18 protein-coding genes are annotated in these 18,565 nt (G+C 40.1%); 10 read left to right on the forward strand and 8 right to left on the reverse strand.

Annotated elements, in window-relative coordinates; all coding sequences use genetic code 11:
* Nucleotides 1-17 precede the first annotated feature (17 nt).
* Together IFO69_RS17785 and uxaC are read right to left on the reverse strand one after the other, a co-directional pair.
* Entirely contained in the window at nucleotides 18-833 is an 816-nt protein-coding gene (locus tag IFO69_RS17785; protein WP_192011479.1) for an SDR family oxidoreductase, read from the reverse strand.
* Nucleotides 834-878: 45 nt separating this feature from the next.
* A complete protein-coding gene (gene uxaC / locus IFO69_RS17790; RefSeq protein WP_192011480.1) occupies nucleotides 879-2,306 on the reverse strand; it encodes a glucuronate isomerase in 1,428 nt (475 codons plus the stop codon).
* A 355-nt stretch (nucleotides 2,307-2,661) separates the two neighbouring features.
* Between uxaC and IFO69_RS17795 the strand changes: the two genes are divergently transcribed.
* Entirely contained in the window at nucleotides 2,662-3,681 is a 1,020-nt protein-coding gene (locus IFO69_RS17795) for a LacI family DNA-binding transcriptional regulator (protein WP_192011481.1), read from the forward strand.
* 99 nt (nucleotides 3,682-3,780) lie between these two features.
* On the opposite strand, the gene IFO69_RS17800 is transcribed toward IFO69_RS17795, so the two are convergent.
* Nucleotides 3,781-4,713, reverse strand: coding sequence for a hydroxypyruvate isomerase family protein (locus IFO69_RS17800; RefSeq protein ID WP_192011482.1), 933 nt, complete (start codon nucleotides 4,711-4,713; stop codon nucleotides 3,781-3,783).
* 280 nt (nucleotides 4,714-4,993) lie between these two features.
* On the opposite strand from IFO69_RS17800, the gene IFO69_RS17805 reads away from it, so the two are divergent.
* The 8 genes from IFO69_RS17805 (at nucleotide 4,994) to IFO69_RS17840 (ending at nucleotide 13,590) form a co-directional block, all read left to right on the forward strand.
* On the forward strand, nucleotides 4,994-5,962 hold the full coding sequence (locus IFO69_RS17805) for a helix-turn-helix transcriptional regulator (RefSeq protein WP_192011483.1): 969 nt from the start codon (nucleotides 4,994-4,996) through the stop codon (nucleotides 5,960-5,962).
* 272 nt (nucleotides 5,963-6,234) lie between these two features.
* Nucleotides 6,235-6,447, forward strand: coding sequence for a hypothetical protein (locus IFO69_RS17810; RefSeq protein ID WP_192011484.1), 213 nt, complete (start codon nucleotides 6,235-6,237; stop codon nucleotides 6,445-6,447).
* A gap of 316 nt (nucleotides 6,448-6,763) precedes the next feature.
* Nucleotides 6,764-7,630, forward strand: a complete 867-nt coding sequence (locus IFO69_RS17815) for a heme/hemin ABC transporter substrate-binding protein (RefSeq protein WP_192011485.1) — start codon at nucleotides 6,764-6,766, stop codon at nucleotides 7,628-7,630.
* A 10-nt stretch (nucleotides 7,631-7,640) separates the two neighbouring features.
* Nucleotides 7,641-8,714: a FecCD family ABC transporter permease gene (locus IFO69_RS17820; RefSeq protein WP_192011486.1), complete on the forward strand. Its 1,074-nt coding sequence runs from the start codon at nucleotides 7,641-7,643 to the stop codon at nucleotides 8,712-8,714.
* Complete coding sequence (locus tag IFO69_RS17825; RefSeq protein WP_192011487.1) at nucleotides 8,711-9,523, forward strand: heme ABC transporter ATP-binding protein; 813 nt, start codon at nucleotides 8,711-8,713, stop codon at nucleotides 9,521-9,523. The genes IFO69_RS17820 and IFO69_RS17825 overlap by 4 nt, the downstream gene beginning before the upstream one ends.
* A 2-nt stretch (nucleotides 9,524-9,525) precedes the next feature.
* Nucleotides 9,526-10,572 carry a hemin-degrading factor gene (locus IFO69_RS17830; protein ID WP_192011488.1) on the forward strand — a complete coding sequence of 349 codons (1,047 nt, stop codon included), beginning with the start codon at nucleotides 9,526-9,528 and terminating at the stop codon, nucleotides 10,570-10,572.
* 106 nt (nucleotides 10,573-10,678) lie between these two features.
* Nucleotides 10,679-12,982 carry a TonB-dependent receptor domain-containing protein gene (locus tag IFO69_RS17835; RefSeq protein WP_192011489.1) on the forward strand — a complete coding sequence of 768 codons (2,304 nt, stop codon included), beginning with the start codon at nucleotides 10,679-10,681 and terminating at the stop codon, nucleotides 12,980-12,982.
* A complete protein-coding gene (locus tag IFO69_RS17840; protein WP_225444193.1) occupies nucleotides 12,979-13,590 on the forward strand; it encodes an HmuY family protein in 612 nt (203 codons plus the stop codon). The genes IFO69_RS17835 and IFO69_RS17840 overlap by 4 nt, the downstream gene beginning before the upstream one ends.
* A gap of 67 nt (nucleotides 13,591-13,657) precedes the next feature.
* On the opposite strand, the gene IFO69_RS17845 is transcribed toward IFO69_RS17840, so the two are convergent.
* The 5 genes from IFO69_RS17845 to IFO69_RS17865 form a co-directional block, all read right to left on the reverse strand.
* Nucleotides 13,658-14,239, reverse strand: a complete 582-nt coding sequence (locus IFO69_RS17845; RefSeq protein WP_192011490.1) for a YdeI/OmpD-associated family protein — start codon at nucleotides 14,237-14,239, stop codon at nucleotides 13,658-13,660.
* A 1-nt stretch (nucleotide 14,240) separates the two neighbouring features.
* Nucleotides 14,241-14,624 (reverse strand): DoxX family protein, encoded by a 384-nt coding sequence (locus IFO69_RS17850; protein ID WP_192011491.1) that lies wholly within the window; start codon nucleotides 14,622-14,624, stop codon nucleotides 14,241-14,243.
* 6 nt (nucleotides 14,625-14,630) lie between these two features.
* Nucleotides 14,631-15,095, reverse strand: a complete 465-nt coding sequence (locus IFO69_RS17855; RefSeq protein WP_192011492.1) for an SRPBCC domain-containing protein — start codon at nucleotides 15,093-15,095, stop codon at nucleotides 14,631-14,633.
* 6 nt (nucleotides 15,096-15,101) lie between these two features.
* Complete coding sequence (locus tag IFO69_RS17860) at nucleotides 15,102-15,425, reverse strand: ArsR/SmtB family transcription factor (protein WP_192011493.1); 324 nt, start codon at nucleotides 15,423-15,425, stop codon at nucleotides 15,102-15,104.
* A gap of 262 nt (nucleotides 15,426-15,687) precedes the next feature.
* The gene (locus IFO69_RS17865; RefSeq protein WP_192011494.1) at nucleotides 15,688-16,872 is read right to left on the reverse strand and encodes an aspartate aminotransferase family protein; all 1,185 of its coding nucleotides are present in this window, start codon (nucleotides 16,870-16,872) and stop codon (nucleotides 15,688-15,690) included.
* Nucleotides 16,873-17,120: 248 nt separating this feature from the next.
* Here IFO69_RS17865 and IFO69_RS17870 point away from each other — a divergent pair, with 248 nt between their 5' ends.
* Nucleotides 17,121-18,254 (forward strand): NAD(P)/FAD-dependent oxidoreductase, encoded by a 1,134-nt coding sequence (locus IFO69_RS17870; RefSeq protein ID WP_192011495.1) that lies wholly within the window; start codon nucleotides 17,121-17,123, stop codon nucleotides 18,252-18,254.
* Nucleotides 18,255-18,565 lie beyond the last annotated feature (311 nt).

Raw genomic sequence — 18,565 nt, forward strand, 5'->3', positions numbered from 1 at the left:
TTCAATTAGAATCTCAATTACACACCTCCAAACGCACTGAATCCTCCATCTACCGGAATGATGGTTCCTGTTACGAATTTGGAAGCATCGCTACAGAGGAATCCGACAGCACCAAAAAGGTCTTTGGGATCTCCAAAACGATCCATTGGGGTGTTGTTGAGAATTTGGCTTCCTCTCGCGGTCATGCTACCGTCCTCATTGGTCAAAAGGGCCCTGTTTTGCTCCGTCAAAAAGAAGCCTGGAGCGATAGCATTGACGCGGTAAGAGGTGCCATATTTTTGACAAAATTCTACTGATAGCCATTTGGTAAGATTGTCAATGGCAGCTTTGGCAGAAGCATAGCCTATTACTCGTGTAAGAGGCCGAGAGGCAGCCATAGAAGAAATATTGATGATACTTGCTTCAGGATTTTTGAGTAGGAGTGGAGTAAACACCTGTATGGGCATTAGAGTACCCATATAGTTGAGCTCCATTACTTTTTTGACCTCATCAATGTGCAAGTCTGTGATTTTTTGATCCGGGGCGACAATAGCTCCGGGCATATTTCCCCCAGCGGCGTTGATGAGCACATCAATTTTTCCAAAATCTCTCTCCACCTGTTCCCTGGCTTTCATAAGCGCTTCCTCATTGGTTACATCTGACACCAAAGGAGAAGCTTGTCCTCCATTTTCATTGATATGGGTAACCAGGTCTTTTACCTTATTTGGATTTCTTCCCAAAACAATGACTTTGGCACCTTCTTCTGCTAGGTAAGTGGTGATTTGACTGCCAAGAACTCCTGTGGAGCCACTGATTAATATAATTTTGTCTTTTACAGAAAATAGATCAGACATAATGTATGATAGACTTATTAATGATTAGCGATTAGCGAAAATAAATTACTGGAAGTTAAAGAATCCTTTAGCATTGTTATAGCAAATATCCTGTACCAATTTCCCCAGCCATTTTTCATCAGGAGGTAATTCGCCATTGGCTACATCATTTCCTATGAGGTTACAAAGCGTTCTTCTAAAGTACTCGTGGCGAGGAAAGGACAGGAAGCTTCTTGAATCAGTAAGCATCCCTACAAAACAGCTGAGCAACCCCATATTAGAAAGTGCATTCATCTGTTTTTCCATCCCATCTTTTTGATCCATGAACCACCAGCCTGAACCAAATTGTACCTTTCCCCGAACTGATCCATCATTGAAGTTGCCTGCCATGGTGGCCATGACTTCATTGTCTCTAGGGTTAAGGTTGTATAGTATGGTTTTACAAAGCTGATCATTTTTGTCAAGCTCATTTAAAAACAGAGAAAGGGCCTTGGCTTGACTAAAGTCCCCAATAGAGTCAAATCCGGTGTCAGGACCTAAAGTAGCCAACATCCTTTCATTGGTGTTTCTCAAGGCTCCCAAGTGAAATTGCTGGGTCCATCCTTTGGCATGATAAAGTTTACAAAGTTCAATCAAGGTTACAAACTTGAAATAGGCTGTTTCCTGCGTGTTCAGTTTACCACCTGAAATCACCTTATTAAATAAATCTTCAATATCATAGGTGCCTAAAGGAAAAAAGTAAAGTTGTTCCAAGCCATGATCAGCTAGTCTGCCACCATTTTCATGGAAGAAGGAGATACGGTTTTCCAGCGCTGCCATTAATTTCTCATGGCTGTTAATCTGAATATTACTGGTAGCAGAAAGTTTTTCCAAATAAGCTTGATAAGCCTTAGGGTCTTCCACAGCAAAAGATTTGTCAGGCCTGAAAGTAGGGAAAAGGCCTATGGGTATTCCATTCATATGGGCTTTTTGATGGTGTTCAAGGCTGTCGATGGGATCGTCTGTAGTACAAACAGTTTCTACCTTCATGCCTGTAAGCAGTGCCTGAGTACTGTGAGAATCTTGCTGAAGCTGTGCCGTGGCATCTTGATACACCTCATGGGCATTATCCTGAGAGAGTAGGCTTTCAATTCCAAAGTACCTCAAAAGCTCTAAATGAGTCCAATGATAAAGAGGGTTTCGCATGGTATAAGGAACAGTATAAGCCCATTTGGCAAACTTTTCTTCATCACTTGCATTACCCGTTATATATTTTTCATTTACTCCCAAAGTACGCATGGCCCGCCACTTATAGTGATCTCCAGCAAGCCATATTTGAGAGATGTTATCGAATTTTCTGTTTTCTGCAAGATCTTTGGATGATAAGTGGCAGTGGTAATCAATGATGGGCATTTCCTTTGCATAATCATGGTAAAGGACATTGGCCATCTTAGATTGAAGCAAAAAATCATCTTGGATGAAAGTGGATTTAATGTCAGTTGTGGGATTACTCATAAGTCATTTAATCTGATTTTCACATAAAAAGGCTGAGAGCCATTACTATGAAAATTATACTTAATTTTTGATTTTTTGCGAGGTTTAAGTACCAATACATACATACAAATGTGTGTGTTGTTTTTGCCTTTTGAAGTTGAGAGAATACTTAAACTGCAAAAAAAGAACGAATGTATCTATAGTTTACAATAAGTAATATTAGGGAATGTTTGTTGTTTTTTTAAGTAAAAAGAACACTTTAATAACGGAATCGTTTTCGTACCTTCAAGGACACAAGTATTATTCTGAATTATCCAGTATCAATAGGTAAAATAGTTTTAAATTTGATGTCCATAATAGTTGCTGAGAATAGTTTATGAGTGGAATTAACATCAAGAAATTAGCCGAAGCACTTGGTTTGGCCCCTTCTACAGTTTCGCGGGCACTCAATGACAGCCATGAGATCAGTGAGAAGACCAAAAAAAGGGTCTTACAGATGGCTGATAAGATGAATTATCAGCCTAATCCATTTGCAAGGAGCCTCCGAGAGCACAGAAGCAAGACCATTGCCATGATTATTCCTGATCTGGTCAATAACTTTTTTTCACAAGTCATTGAAGGAGTTGAGGAGATTACCCAGCAGTTTGGTTATCACTTGCTGGTTTACCATACCCATGAGAACCTCGAAAAGGAGAAGGAAATCGTATCCCATTTGCTTAATGGGCGGGTAGATGGGATCATGATGTCGGTATCCCACCAAACCAAGGAAATTGACCATTTAAATCGAATACACCAAAAGGGGATTCCGATAATTTTCTTCGATAGGATTTGTGAATCCATTCCAACAACCAAGTTTGTTACCAATGGTTATCAAAGTGGTTTTGAAGCAACTTCTCATTTGGTGGAGCAGGGTTGCAAAAGGATTGCATTCTTGTTGTTGTCCAGAGAGATTTCCATTAGCCAACAGCGATTAAAGGGCTATGTGGATGCTCTTGATCATCATGGCTTGGAATTGGACGAAAAGCTGATCCTTAGATGTGATAACCAAGAAGGAGAATATCATGACATAATCAAAAATTTTTTAAATCAATCAAACAAACCAGATGCTGTTTTGGCAGCGGTAGAAAAATTAGCCATCAGCACTTATTATGTAGCCAAGGAACTTGAAATTTCTATTCCTGATGATTTGAAAGTGGTCAGTTTTTCCAATATGAAAATTGCTGATTTGCTAAATCCAAGTTTGACCACAATTGCCCAGCCCACCCATGAATTTGGAAGACAAGCTGCCAGTTTGCTGATGAAAAAGCTGAACAAAAAGAATACGCCTGACTTTGCCGATGAAGTAATTGTTCTTCCCTCCACCTTACATATTAGGGCTTCTTCTACAAGAAAGTAGATAGATACAACTTATTTCTTAGTGACCGATATTGGTCAAAGAAAAGATGAAACAAAAAATCCCGAGAGTATCGGGATTCTTAGGCTTAGTGATGATTTTTTACTTGAAGGCATCGGCTTTGTGATAGGCGTCAATCAGGGCTTGCTCACCTTCTTTACCTGGCATGGCATTTCCATGTTCCATGCCACATACTCCTTTGAATCCTTGGTTATCAATCCATTTGAATACATTTTGATAGTTGATCTCACCTGTTCCAGGTTCTTTTCGGCCAGGGTTATCTCCAATTTGAATATAGTCGATTTCCTCCCAGCAAAGCTGCATGTTTTTGATCAGGTCTCCTTCATTTCTTTGCATGTGATAAATGTCGTAAAGAATCTTGCAAGCAGGGCTGTCCACTGATTTGCAGATCAGGTACCCCTGATTGGAATGCCTCAAAAATAGGTCAGGGTTATCACTTAAAGGCTCCATGACCATGGTTAAATTGTGGGGTTCAAAAACATCGGATGCCAATTTATAGGCTTCGATTACGTTGGCTGTTTGTTGGTCCAAAGGTAATCTCCGCTCAAAATATCCTGGTACCACTGTCATCCATTTGGCATTGACTATTTTGGCTACTTCTACTGCTTTTTCACATTCCTTTATAAAAGCTTCTTTGAATTCCTGTTTGCCTGTAGTTAGTCCGGTTTTCCAATTGAAGCCTGGGTCAATCACAAAAACCCCCATGGTCATGTTGTTCTTCTCCAGTGCTGCACCGATGCGTTTTTGATCTTCCAGAGAGCGATTCATTAGCCCATTGTCCTCAAAAGCAGTAAAACCTTGTTCGGCCATGAAATTGATTTGATCTATATAATCATCTCCGGCGTGGTTTTTAAACATGCCAAAGTGCGGAGCGTAGTTCATATTGAATTCCCTTCTTGCTTTGGCTTTTTCTGAAGTGCTTGCCAGTGATACTCCGCTGGTGAATGTAGCCAAAGCACTTCCTAGGGCAGCATTTTTTAAAAAATTCCTTCTAGGGTTGATGTGGTTTTTCATTTTAATATTGTTGTTAATTGCAGTGATTATTAAGGTTATTTTGAGAAATACAATATTTTCAAAAGCTGTTCAATATAAATAGTTATCTATCCATTCGCAAGGGATTTGGTTTACGAGTTCTGCCCTTTAGGATAAATGGAGGATATAATCTAAAGGGTATGAATTTTAAAATGTGACAACATGTGTCTGTCTTTTGATTCTGCCTAAAGTCAATAATGTCATATAGTTGAAAAAATGTTACATTTATTACATTATTAAAGCTTGAATTCTAGGTGACAATATGAATCGAATAGACCGTTTAACCGCAATATTGACCCATTTACAATCCAAAAGATTGGTCAAAGCACAGCAGATTGCTGATCGTTTTGATATTAGTTTGCGGACGGTTTATCGAGATGTAAAAGCACTTGAAGAAGCTGGTGTACCCATCATCGGCGAAGCAGGTTCAGGGTACTCGTTGGTTGAGGGATACAGGTTACCCCCTGTTATGTTCACAGAAGATGAGGCAATGGCTTTTGTAGTTGCAGAAAAAATGGTTGAGAAACTAACGGATAAAGAAAGTGCAGCCCATTTTAAATCGGCCATGTATAAAATCCGGTCTGTACTTCGCAGTGGGGAGAAGGAAATATATGAACAGGCAGAAACCCATATTGAAATTAGAAAGAAAGCCAATACTCTTCAACAAGCCGATAGACCTAAGACCATCCCTATGATTCTTTCAGGTGTAGTTAACAAAGTGGTTTTGATTATGGAGTATAAAGCAATCGGCAAAGATGCTGCGTCAGAGAGAGAAATAGAGCCAGTGGGTATTTATTATTTTTATGATCAATGGTATATGATTGCTTATTGTCGCCTCAGAAAAGCCTACAGAACTTTCCGAATAGATAGAATAATTTCAATGAAGGAATTGGATGAGAAATTTGAAAACAAACATCCAAGTTTACAGGCCTATTTAAAGGAGTTGGAGAACAAAAAGGAATTGACCAAGATTGTGGTTGAAGTGGATAAATCGGTGGCACCGTATCTAAACCAATCTAAATATGAATACGGTTTGGTGTACGAAACAGATGTAGCGGATAAAGTGGAGATGACATTTATGTTGCCTTATGAGGATGACTTTATTAGGTGGTACTTTATGTTTGCAGAATATGCTGACATTCAGTCTCCAGATCATTTGAAGGATAAGATCATTCAAAAAATGCACAAAAAGTGGGAACGGTTAAAGAAATGCACTAGCCTACTGACATAGGGTTGTCACTACTAAAGCTTTAATTTGTCCTAAAGAAAACCAACAAAACATAAAGAGTTGCTTCCGCGTACTTTCTTTATCTATGTCTAGAAAGTAAAATATGAATTACACAATTCCCAAAATTCAAAACAGAGTGATTTGAATTTTAGGAAAGTAAACTTTATGATTCTAGAGTTCGGTTTTCAGATGATTATATTTGTGTCACTTCTTGAGACGGAAAAGTGGTCGAATGATATAGAGATGACCTTAAGATAAAATAAATCTATTTTGTTATGATTTTGGTATTTAAAACATCTATTGATAATGAAACTGAAGTCAATCATGTAGCTCCAGTTTTAAACAGGATTTTGGGAAACGGGGCGTGGAATTTTGACTTGGAAGATTGTGATAGGATTTTAAGGGTTGTTACCGAAGTAGATCAAGTAGAAGAAATTGCAACAGCAATCTCCGCATCTGGTTTTTTTTGTGAAGAATTGGGTGACTAAGTTTTATTCCCAGTAACCAATAGTTTTTCCTTGGATTTATATGTTCATTTTGATAGTAAAGATTAATAGGAGGAATGTTGGATTTTGAATTCGAATAATCAAAATAAGTCAGACTCATTCCTTTCTGCATTGTTAGATTCTCTGCTAGTAATACACCATTCAAAATCAGTTTCTTGATAAATTTTTTTAATCATTTTTCAAAAATCATTTAAGGTTGATTGCATTTCTAAAGTGATAGTTATTATCAATTATAATTAATTTGGATTAAATCTAAATAGATATACTTTTGTGAAATTATCTATAATTAATCTAAATAATGAAAAGGTTTATAACGCTGTTTTTAATATCTGCTTTGATGCTTTCATGTGGCTCAAAGTCTTCTAAAAGTACTCAGCAAGAAGAAATATATTCGTCCAAAAAAATCATCACAGCAGGGGGGACTATTACTGAAATAGTCTTTGCATTGGGGCATGGAGATGAGATCATTGCAACGGACAGAACAAGTACTTACCCTGCCAGCATGCAATCATTGCCTTCTATTGGATATAGAAATCAGATTCAAGCGGAAGGGATACTTTCGCTTGGTCCGGATATGATTTTGGTGGAAGAAGGTTACCTTAATGATGACGTCCTTTTCCAACTTCAAAATAGCGGCAAGGAGGTTCATGTTTTTGAAAAACCACTTGATAAATCCAGCTCAATAAGTTTGATAGAGTCTGTTGGACAGCTTTTTAAAGAAGAAGAAAATTCCAAAAAATTAGTGGGTAATCTCGAACAAGATTTTAGTAGGTTGGAGACATTGAAGACTAAGGATAAGCGAAACCCTGAAGTGATTTTTATCATGTCTAGAGGCCCTGAAACAGTCTTTTTGGCTGGAAAGGAAACTTTTGCAGATGCCATCATCCAATTGGCAGGAGGCAAGAAATCCCCAGTGGACTTTGAAGGAATGAAACCACTTACTCCAGAAGCTTTGGCTGCTATCAATCCTGAATACATCTTACTGTTTGAATCGGGTTGGAAAGCATCAGGAGGAAAAGATGGTTTGAAGGCCATTCAAGGAATCACTGAAACTGAAGCTTGGAAAAAAGATCAACTGATAGCAATGGATGGTCATTATCTCTCTGGATTTGGGCCCAGACTGGGTAAGGCAGCCATTGAGTTATTCGAAAAGACCCACCCTTAAGTTTAAAGCCATGTTACTGTCTTTAAATTATCATACTGTCCGATCCAAACGCCCATTAATTCTGGGGATATGCTTTGTGTTGCTTTTAGCTTCGGCACTATTAGCCTTGCTGACAGGAGCTTACCCCATATCGCTGTCAGAAGTAGTGAATATCATTCTGAGCAAGTTTGGCTTAAATTTAATCGAAGTTCCTGATGAAAAAATGGCTGTATTGTGGACCATAAGGTTACCAAGAGTATTGTTGGCGATTTTGGTTGGGGGTGCCTTGGCTGTTGCAGGGGCCTCTTTACAGGGGCTTTTTAGAAATCCATTGGTAGAGCCTGCCATCATAGGTGTCAGTTCGGGAAGTGCTTTGTTTGCGGTAATCATGATCGTTTTTTCAGGAACGATTGGTTGGCAATTGCAATCCATCATGGGAGTCTTTGCTTTGCCATTTGCTGCCTTTATAGGAGGCTTGCTGAATACTTTCCTGGCTTACAGATTGGCCAGTAAAGGAGGCAAAACTGATATTTCCATTTTGATATTGGCTGGAGTGGCCATCAATGCACTCTCAGCAGCTTTGATAAGTTTGGTAATTTATTATGGAGATGATAATGCCATTCGAAACTTTACATTTTGGAGTTTGGGAAGTTTGGGAGGCGCCAGTTGGACAAAGCTTTATATAGCTGGAACATTGGTCTTGCTTAGTTCTGTAATCATCATGTCATTTCCAAGGTCATTGAATGCCCTTGCAATCGGAGAATCAGAAGCTTTCCATATGGGTGTAAATGTACAAAAAGTAAAGTATGTGGTACTGTTCTTTAGTGCCTTGGCCGTAGGTGCAGGGGTGTCTGTGACAGGAGCCATTGGTTTTGTAGGACTGGTAGTGCCTCATTTGGTCCGAATGGTTTTGGGATCTGACCATCATACGCTTTTGCCAGTTTCATTTCTGACAGGAGGGATTTTGTTGTTGGTTTCTGATGTCCTTTCGAGGATAATAGTGGCCCCCGCAGAACTCTCCATAGGAATCATTACGGCCATTTTAGGTGCACCGTTCTTTATCTATATACTGATGAATTTTAAGCAAAAAAGAATAACCGTATGATCACAGCCAATGGAATTCATTTTTGTTTAAAAAATAGACCGATTTTGGAAGAAATTGATGTTTCAATTTCTTCGGGTGAGCTGGCTGTGGTACTGGGCCCTAATGGAGCAGGGAAATCCACTTTGCTTAAGTTACTGACTGGAGAACAAGTTTGTTCGAATGGCAAAATAACTATTAACGGTGAAGCGATCGAAAGCCTCAAAACCAACGAGCTGGCAAAATATCGGGCAGTGATGCCACAGCATTCGGTTGTTAATTTTCCTTTCTCTGTAGAGGAAATAGTGGGACTAGGCGCTTTATCCCATGATAAGCAGACGCGTTCTTCCCAACTTTTGGAAGAAGTGATGAAGCTCACGCAGGTTGAAGCTTTTAGGCATAGAATGATCAATGAACTCTCAGGCGGTGAAAGACAAAGGGTGCACTTGGCCCGTGTTCTTCTCCAAATTTGGGAAGACAAGCCCTTTCCTAGGTACTTGTTTTTGGATGAACCTACCTCGAGTATGGATATCGCCCAACAGCATTTGGTGCTAAGTATTGTGCAACAGCTAAAAAAGCGAAACATTGGTGTTTTTGCCATTTTACATGATCTCAATTTGGCTGCTCAATATGCCGATAAGATCCTGTTGATGAAGGAAGGCAATATTCGTTATTCCGGTAGTGTTCAGGAAACAATGCAGGAAGAAAAACTGACTGAAATTTATGGGCATCCCATTTCAGTTTTGCCTCACCCTTCTATAGAAAATGCTTTATTGATCAGTTCTGAAGCACTGGTCAACAACAAACAATACATCTCATTTAAAACAGCTTGAATATGAATACAATTGTTAAAGACAACGAGTTAAAAGAAAAATATAAAAACTTCAAAGCAAAAAATCCAGGTATCAGAATCAGGGAAGCGGCCAAGCAATTGGGTGTTTCGGAAGCTGAGCTTTTAGCGACATCTATAGGAGAAGGTGTAGTGCTATTGAAAGGGAATTGGGCGGATTTCATCTTACAATGCAGAGATTTAGGGAGGGTTTTGGCTTTGACACGTTCCGAGGGATGTGTTTTGGAACATAAAGGTACTTTTCAGAAAATCAGTATTCATGGTACCTCTCCAAATCAAATAGCCACGGTGATTGGCCCCATTGAGCAAAGGATATTTTTTAGCAATTGGAAGTTTGGTTTCTCCGCTGAAATTCAGGGAGCAAGAGGGCCAATGAAAAGCTTTCAGTTTTTTGACAAAGCTGGAGATGCCATTTTGAAGATTTATATGCAAAAAGAAAGCAACCTGGAGGTCTTTGAGCAACTGACGCAAGCGTATAAAGCTTTGGATCAATCCGCTGTTTTGGACATGGAGACCATTCCTGGCCCTGAATATGCCAAAGAGGTAAACGCGGCTGCATTTAGAGAGGATTGGGAAAATATGAAGGATACCCATGACTTTTTTGGGATGCTCAAGAAATACAAAATACATCGTTTGGAGGCTTTAAAATTGATAGGCGAAAAATGGGCCTACCCTGTTGAAAAACTAGTAGTTAGAAATATACTGGAAACGGCTTCTGCAAAGAAATTACCCATCATGATCTTTGCTGGAAATAGAGGAAACATCCAAATCCATCAAGGGAAAGTGAGAACTACCAGACAGCTGGACAATTGGTTCAATGTCATGGACCCGGATTTTGTGATGCACCTCAATGAGGACACCATAGACAGTGCTTGGGTGGTGCATAAAAACACTACGGATGGATTGGTGTCTTCTGTGGAACTTTATGATCAAGCTGGTGAACTGATCGCACAATATTTCGGATTGAGGAAGCCTGGAATTCCTCAAAATGTAAGTTGGAAAAATTTGATAGACAACTTACCGCGCATTTAAGACGAACTCAATTTTTTATAATTGTCTCTTTACTTTTTGAGTTGTTTTGAATCCTCGGGCTTCGGTCCGGGGTTCATTTAACTCTTGAAGTCAGTAGTATTTAAATATGATGAAAAAGATTATTTATACCCTATTACTCAACTTAATCTGTGAGTTGGTTTTTGCTTATGGGCAAGCCTTGCAGGTTCAAGTTCAGGATGCCAAAGGAAGCCCTATTCGGCATGGCATTGTCCGCATGGGTGAGCAGCAGTTGCTCACAGTCGATGAGGACGGTATGGTGCAAATCAACCTGGCCGCATATGAAGCATCCACGGTTTTGCAAATCTATGCCATGGGGTATGAGAAAGTTGAAATCACAGTAGGGGAATTACAACAAAACCCCAAAGTAATCCTCAAAGAATCGCTTGGCCAGATGGATGAATACGTTCTTTCTGCTACGCGGACCAACAGAAGTGTAGAGGATTTACCCATGCCTGTAAAGGTATTGACAACTGAGAAAATACAGGAAACCGGAGCATTCAGGTTATCAGATGTGTTGAGTGAACAGACAGGTTTACAGCTTGTGGCCGATCATGGAACAGGTTTACAAATGCAGGGCTTGGATTCAGATTACATCCTGATTTTGTTGGATGGAGAACCTTTGATTGGTAGGACAGGAGGAACTTTTGATCTGGATAGGATCAGTGTCAGCAATATCGAGCGAATAGAAATTCTTAGAGGGCCTTCCAGTGCGATTTATGGCAGTGAGGCAATGGCCGGTGTAGTGAATATCATTACTAAAAAACAAGAAGAAAAATTGACCGCTAAGGTAATGGGCAGGTATGGTTCTTTTAAATCCCTAGACTTGGGAGGGGAGGTAGGCTGGCAGGAAAATGGTTGGCAGCTTTATGGCTACTACAATCATTACAGTACAGATGGCTATGATTTGAGCCCAGAAAGTTTGGGCAATACCAAATCCCCTTATGATGCCCAAACTGCCCAATTGAAATTGGGAAAAGACTTGGGAGAGAAATGGAAAATCAATCTTAGCAGCAGGTTCTATGATGAAAAATACCAGGATATCATGGAAACGACCAGAGGAAATGAATCTGTGATTGCTGACATGGAAGGCAGCCGGAGGGATATCAATATCAACCCTTCAGTAGCCTTTAAGCCTTCGAAAGACTGGAACTTTACGCTGCGACATACCACAACCATTTTTGATACACATTCTTCTACTGTTTATCGCGAAGATGGGGCATTTCTGGATAAGGAAGATTTTTCCCAAAACTATCACCGTACTGAGCTTCAAACAGATCATACACTGGGCGACAAGCAATTGCTGACAGTGGGGGTGGGACATCAGATAGAGACTGTAGAGGCAACTCGCTATGATGATGTCAACCGGTTTGATGCCAGCTACCTTTACCTGCAGCATCAGTGGGCCCCTTCCGATAAATGGAATGTGGTGACAGGAGCCAGAGGAGATCATCACAGTCAATATGGTGGACGTGTGAGCCCTAAAATTTCTGCCATGTACAAATTCTCTGATCAATTTAGCTGGCAGGCTTCCATTGGGGCAGGTTTCAAGTCCCCGGATTTCAGGCAGCTATTGCTCAACTTCAATAATGCTGCTGTAGGCTATTATGTCTATGGGGCCAATTTGGTGGAAGATGGTGTTGCCCGATTGCAGGAGCAAGGTCAGGTACAGCAAATATTAATGGATCCAAGCTTATTTGGAGATTTGGATGCAGAGCATAGCTGGGCGTTTAATACGGGCTTTAGATGGCGGGTCAGCGAAGATCTTCTTGTCAGGACGAACTTTTACAGAAACCAGATTTATAACCTGATTGAGACCGCTGCGGTGGCGAGGCTGACCAATAGCCAGCACGTTTACAGCTACCTTAACCTTAGCGAAGTGATTACACAAGGAGCAGAAGTAGATGTCAACTACCGAGTGGGCACTCAGTGGCGTTTTTCTTTGGGATACGCTTATTTGGATAGCAGGGATCAGGAAGTACTTGACGGAATCGAAAATGGTGAATACTTCAAGAGAAATGAACAGAACCAAACGACAAGAGTAACAAAGGCAGACTATGGTGGATTGTTTAACCGCAGTCGTCACAGTGGAAATGTGAAGGTAAACTTTTGGGAAAAGCATACAGGAGTCAATATGGCGCTAAGAGGAATCTATAGAGGCAAGTATGGCTTTGGAGATATTAATGGCAATCAAATTCTGGACGATGAATCAGAATATGCAGATGGTGTATTTCAAATTCACCTGACTTTAAACAAACAATTTGACAATGGGATTGAAGTGGAGACAGGCGTGAAAAACATCACAGACGCCTTGAATCAATATGATGCCACCAATCCCGGAAGAACCTATTTTATAGGAATCAATACCTCACTAAATCAATTATTTAAATGATCATCAATAACATGAAAAAAGTAAACTATTTCATTTTGGCAATGTTGGCATTGCCTTTATTTACCGCATGCACTGATAACGACGAAACCGAACCAGAAGTGGAATTGGAAGCGGTTTTGGTGGAGGATTTATATGCTCCAGGTGCCCAGTCAGGAGGAACTGAATTTGTTTATTACAGCTTAGAAAACAACGCAGTTGTAGATTCTGAAGATGGCGATTGGGATCTGGGATTTTTCGGAACCACCATTATTGTAAATAATGGCGTGAATGGTGACGGAAATGCAGAAGCTACCGTATTAAACGGAGTAATTTTCGATGAATTGGAATCGGTCCCCACCACAGCGGAATTTGCGATAGATACTGAGGAGGGAAATGCCATTCCAACAGGAAGTGGAAATGGATGGTACTTATATGATCAACCAACCCATATTGTTACACCTCTAGCAGGAGTAGTGATTTTGGTTAAAACCAATGCAGGTAATTATGCCAAGTTGGAAATGATCAGCTATTACGAAGGGAATCCTGCTCATGAGGATATAGACCCTTTTGCTGGAGGTTATCAAACATTCAGATATACCCTCCAGTCCAATGGAACAATGAATTTCTAAGGTTAACTTGATTTGACATATGTTTTCGCAGAAAAGATGGGGCTCTTGGCTCCATCTTTTTTTTAATCTATCTATCATTTAGTCCTTTTCCCTCAAAGATATCAGGCATGGCTTTTTCAATCCTCGAGATACGGGTTTTGGCTTGTTTTGCTTGAGAAAAATGGAGCAGATAGCCTCTTTGCCTTCCTGGGGTCAAGGCTTCAAAAGCGGTTTTGAACGAAGGCGTTTCCTTGAATTTATCTTCCAATTCCTCAGGTACATCAAATTCCGTGGTTTTTTTCATTTCCACCACCAAACCCGCTTTTTCTATTTCAATAGCTTCATAAATATAAGCTTTGATGGTGGTCTGCTGCTTGACAATGTCATCGATGTGAGTGAATCGGATTTGACGTGCTGATTGGACATTTTTAGTTTGTTGGATCAGGATGTTTTCCGGGTCTTTTAGCAAAGCTCCTTTATGGAAGAGGAACGCACAGTATTCTTTGAATTCATGGATCAAAACCACATTATTGCCTTTTAGCGTGTAACAAGGGTGCATCCACTTGAAATCTTCGGTGAGTCCACAATCCAAGGCAATTTTTCTCATCAACTTCATTTCATTCTGCCACTTTTGGGCCTTTTCCAAAAACAGGTCAACTTTGGTGTTCATGCTATTCAGTTTTGGGTTTACAATGGTTTAGATCAGGGCTAAAATACCATGATACTATGGTAAGTACAAGTAGTAGGGAAGGGCCAAATAAAGTGGTTGGATGATCTCCAATGGCCAAGTGGCTGATAATGGCTCCGGTCATAGTGAAGAAGAAGCCAGCATAAGCCCACTCTTTCAATAATGGATATTTTGGGATGAGCACTGTAACAACACCTAGGATTTTCCAAATACCAATAATGGTCATTAGGTAAAGCGGATAGCCCAATGATGAAAAATTTGACACTTCTTCTTCCATTTTAATCAGTTGTACAATGCCAGTGGAGGTCATGCCTAAAGCTAGCCAAATGGTAGCTACCCAATAGATGATCCTATTGCTCTTTGTCATAGTTTTTTATTTGAGTGATTTTACAATTTCTTCCAAACGATTATGCGCCCAATTGATACCTTGTCTGAAGGGAAGTTTTAAGTTTTCATCTCTATAGGCTACTGATTGGTAAATCACTTGCTTTTGGAGCTTACTTTGGTTGGAAGTAAGCTTAAGGAATTCCAGTACTTCTAACTGTACACCGAACGATGCACCTTCCATCTCAAAAGTTCTGATGATTTTCTCATTAGGAGTAAACTCGTGGATTACACCGTTGAAACAATGTTTGTTTCCTTTGGGGTCAGTGGTTTCAAATTGGAAGCTGCCATGTTTTTTACTTTCTAGTTTAAGTACCTTGGTTCCCATCCATTGTTCCACGATTTGGGGCTCAATGTAGGCTTTAAAGAGCAGGTCTACTGGCAAGTCAAATTCTCTGGTAATAAAAATCTCCTGTTTACCTTCTTCGGTATTTACCTTTGTTTTTAGTTCCATTTGGGGCTATTGATTAGGTTGGTGTTTTTTCATTATTTCCTCTAGTTTATTAAAGCGGTCATCCCACATTTTTCTGAAAGGTTCTATAAAGTCAGCTACCTCTTTCATTTTGTTGGGATTAAAATGATAGATGATTTCCCGGCCCTGTTGTTCTTGAGCCAATAATTCACAGGCAGTAAGTATCTGAAGATGCTTGGACACAGTGGGTCTTGCTGTATCAAAGTTGTTCGCAATGGCACCTGCTGTCATCGATTGAGAAGCTACCAGGAGCAGAATTGCCCGTCTGGTTGGATCTGCAATGGCTTGGAATACATCTCTTCTTAATTTCATTATGTAGTCATTTAACTACAAATATATATGTAGTTATTTAGCTACGCAAAATTTACGGAAAATAATTTCTGCTAGGTTTTGAAAAAGAGTTGTTTTTGATACATTCCTAGCATATGTTCAGTAATGGGGACTATTTACTGCTTTGGCTCTTGGTGATTTGTCTTTTGAGGCTTAAATTTTGAATGAAGAAATATTACAAAAACGCCCTATTTGATAAGTATCAGATCAAATAGGGCGATTGCCGTTCCTTTAAATCAACTGATTAACTATTTTCCTCAATGGCCTGAAGAATCACCATACAGGCTTTTTGGATTTCTTCTTCGGTAATGGTCAGGGGAGGGGCAATGCGCATGCTGTCCTCGCAGAATAAAAACCAATCGGTGATGATTCCCAATTCAATTGCCCTATCGATAATCGGTTTTAACACCTCAAATGATTCGAACTCCACAGCCATCATCAGGCCTTTGTTGCGGATGCCTTTGATTTTATCATGTTTCAGTAACTTTTTAAACAGCTCTGCTTTTGCGGCTACTTGTTCGATCAGTTTTTCTTCTTTTAGTACTTGGATGGTTGCCAAAGATGCAGCTGAACTTACCGGGTGACCTCCAAAGGTAGTGATATGACCCAGTAGTGGATTATTTTTAAATACAGCCATCACCGGTTGGGCCGCAATAAAGGCTCCTATGGGCATTCCACCTCCCATTCCTTTGGCACAGACCAATATATCAGGTTCAATACCGTAGTGTTCAAAAGCCCAGAATTTGCCCGTCCTGCCAAATCCAGCTTGAATCTCATCCAGAATCAGTAAAGTACCCGTTTCGTCGCATTTATGGCGGAGTGCCTGAAAAAACTCTTTGGACGCAACCCTAATTCCTCCTTCTCCTTGGACAGTTTCAATGATAAATGCTGCCGTTTCTTCAGTGATTTGCTCCAAAGCTTCCATTTCCCCGAAAGGTACATTGGTAATACCAGGTAATAATGGCCTGTAGCCTCTTTTGAAAATTTCATTTCCACCAACAGATAATGCTCCATGGGAAGATCCGTGATAAGCATTGACACAGCTTATGATTTCTCTTCTACCTGTGTATCTTTTGGCCAGTTTCAACGCACCTTCTACAGCCTCACTGCCACTATTAACAAGATAGACATTGTCCAATCTTTCAGGCAATGTGCTAACCAAAGCCTTGGCCAGTTGGGCTTGGGGAGACTGTACATATTCTCCATAAACCATCAGATGCATGTATTTATCCAATTGATCTTGAATAGCTTTGACGACTTTTGGGTGTCGGTGTCCCACATTACTGACTCCAATACCTGAAATCAAGTCCATGTATTTTTCTCCCTTAGGTCCATACATATAGACACCTTCTGCCTTTTCTATTTCTATCAGTAAGGGAAAGTCAGTTGTTTGTGCCAGATGGGATAAAAAGAGTTGTCGATTGTTCATGATAAATTGCCCTATAGATCTTTTTGATTTTGGATAGTCAAAATTAAGGGTTTTATCTGGAATAGGTCAAACACCTTTTTGTAATGCCCTTTTATTAAACAGGTTTGATTGATGTCCTTAATGGAGAAGTGTTTTCAAGCATTACAAGTAAAATCGTTTGACATTACAAAATTTACGATTTATGAGGTTTTATCTGCGTAATATGTTTTATTTGAAATAGTTTTTAATTCAAATTTCCAATCACGAGAATGAGTCAATATGATGTGGCTGTCATTGGCAGCGGGCCTGCGGGAGCTTCGGCAGCTTATAGTTTAGCAAAAAAAGGAATATCTACTGTATTGATTGAGAAGGAAACCTTGCCAAGGTACAAGACTTGTGGTGGTGGTTTTGTGTTTCGAGGTAGGAGAAACATGCCTTTTGATATTTCACCTGTGGTTGAAAGAGAATTTTATCAGATCAATCTTTATTTTGAAAATGAGGAGATGATGCTGACCACCAAGCGGGATGTGCCTGTAATTAGTATGGTGATGCGTGATGATTTTGATCATTTTATCATCAAAAAGGCCAAGGAACTTGGTGTAGATGTGAAAGAAGGACATAAGCTTAATGGGATTACTTTTGGTGAAATGCCTACTTTACACACCAGCCAAGGAGATATTCAGGCCAAGATGATCATAGCTGCAGATGGAGCACTTAGTCCAACAGCCAAGATGGCAGGATGGAAAGAGACCAGAAAGTTGATTCCGGCATTGGAGTATGAAGTGGAGGTAAGCCCTGAAGATTTTGAGCGTTTGTCGCAGGAAGTAAGGTTTGACGTGGATACCATTCCACATGGCTATGCCTGGAGCTTCCCCAAAAAGAATCATTTGTCTTTAGGCGTCGCTTCAGCCAGAAAGGTGAGGATTGACCTCAAAGCCCATTATAGAAAGTATGTGGAGAAATTGGGCATCAAAGAAGTGATCAGTGAAAAAGCGCATGGATTCCAAATTCCAGTTGCTCCAAGGACGGATGGCTTTTACAGAAACAATGTGTTTTTGATAGGAGATGCGGCGGGTTTTGCAGATCCAGTGACCGCAGAAGGAATTTCCAATGCCATTTTGAGTGGACAGCTAGTCGTGGAAGCTATTGCCGAAGCAGAGCTGAATCCTCAAAAGGCAGGAGAACTTTACCAAAGTAAATTAGAGGAAGACTTGCTCCCGGAAGTCATTACTGGCGTAAGTGTTTCGAAGTGGTTTTATAGTCAGCGGATGATCAGGAACTTCTTGATGAAGAAGTACGGTGATTATTTTATCTCAGCCATGACGGATGTATTTATTGGTGACAGGAGTTATCCAAGGGATTTGATGAAGAGTTTAAAGCGAAAAATCAAGGAATTGGTTTAAAAGCTGTTTATAATTGATGAAATTTTATAAATCCGAGACTTCTTTAAAGTTCTCGGATTTTTGTTTGCCGTGCATGCTAAACTCCAAGAGGGTTTAAGTCCCTTATGGGCGAGTTGACACGAACCATTAGTTGAGGGCAAGGGTGTTCGGGGCGACCCGAAATCTGAAAGAAGCCTAAGACAAAACTTTGCCTTAATGAACAAGAACTGCATATAAGGCCTACTTGTGGGACGAGGTGGCAATAGACACCGAACTCCAAACGCCAAACGTAAGCAAGGTGGTAAATGCAGTAAGGTAAAGTGGATGAAGTT

Source organism: Echinicola arenosa (genome assembly GCF_014841125.1).
GTDB classification, from domain to species: domain Bacteria; phylum Bacteroidota; class Bacteroidia; order Cytophagales; family Cyclobacteriaceae; genus Echinicola; species Echinicola arenosa.

Excerpts from the sequence above, each read along its gene's own strand:
- IFO69_RS17785 (WP_192011479.1), bottom strand. The coding sequence starts at position 833 with ATGTCTGATCTATTTTCTGTAAAAGACAAAATTATATTAATCAGTGGC.
- uxaC (WP_192011480.1), bottom strand. The coding sequence starts at position 2,306 with ATGAGTAATCCCACAACTGACATTAAATCCACTTTCATCCAAGATGAT.
- IFO69_RS17795 (WP_192011481.1), top strand. The coding sequence starts at position 2,662 with ATGAGTGGAATTAACATCAAGAAATTAGCCGAAGCACTTGGTTTGGCC.
- IFO69_RS17800 (WP_192011482.1), bottom strand. The coding sequence starts at position 4,713 with ATGAAAAACCACATCAACCCTAGAAGGAATTTTTTAAAAAATGCTGCC.
- IFO69_RS17805 (WP_192011483.1), top strand. The coding sequence starts at position 4,994 with ATGAATCGAATAGACCGTTTAACCGCAATATTGACCCATTTACAATCC.
- IFO69_RS17810 (WP_192011484.1), top strand. The coding sequence starts at position 6,235 with ATGATTTTGGTATTTAAAACATCTATTGATAATGAAACTGAAGTCAAT.
- IFO69_RS17815 (WP_192011485.1), top strand. The coding sequence starts at position 6,764 with ATGAAAAGGTTTATAACGCTGTTTTTAATATCTGCTTTGATGCTTTCA.
- IFO69_RS17820 (WP_192011486.1), top strand. The coding sequence starts at position 7,641 with ATGTTACTGTCTTTAAATTATCATACTGTCCGATCCAAACGCCCATTA.
- IFO69_RS17825 (WP_192011487.1), top strand. The coding sequence starts at position 8,711 with ATGATCACAGCCAATGGAATTCATTTTTGTTTAAAAAATAGACCGATT.
- IFO69_RS17830 (WP_192011488.1), top strand. The coding sequence starts at position 9,526 with ATGAATACAATTGTTAAAGACAACGAGTTAAAAGAAAAATATAAAAAC.
- IFO69_RS17835 (WP_192011489.1), top strand. The coding sequence starts at position 10,679 with ATGATGAAAAAGATTATTTATACCCTATTACTCAACTTAATCTGTGAG.
- IFO69_RS17840 (WP_225444193.1), top strand. The coding sequence starts at position 12,979 with ATGATCATCAATAACATGAAAAAAGTAAACTATTTCATTTTGGCAATG.
- IFO69_RS17845 (WP_192011490.1), bottom strand. The coding sequence starts at position 14,239 with ATGAACACCAAAGTTGACCTGTTTTTGGAAAAGGCCCAAAAGTGGCAG.
- IFO69_RS17850 (WP_192011491.1), bottom strand. The coding sequence starts at position 14,624 with ATGACAAAGAGCAATAGGATCATCTATTGGGTAGCTACCATTTGGCTA.
- IFO69_RS17855 (WP_192011492.1), bottom strand. The coding sequence starts at position 15,095 with ATGGAACTAAAAACAAAGGTAAATACCGAAGAAGGTAAACAGGAGATT.
- IFO69_RS17860 (WP_192011493.1), bottom strand. The coding sequence starts at position 15,425 with ATGAAATTAAGAAGAGATGTATTCCAAGCCATTGCAGATCCAACCAGA.
- IFO69_RS17865 (WP_192011494.1), bottom strand. The coding sequence starts at position 16,872 with ATGAACAATCGACAACTCTTTTTATCCCATCTGGCACAAACAACTGAC.
- IFO69_RS17870 (WP_192011495.1), top strand. The coding sequence starts at position 17,121 with ATGAGTCAATATGATGTGGCTGTCATTGGCAGCGGGCCTGCGGGAGCT.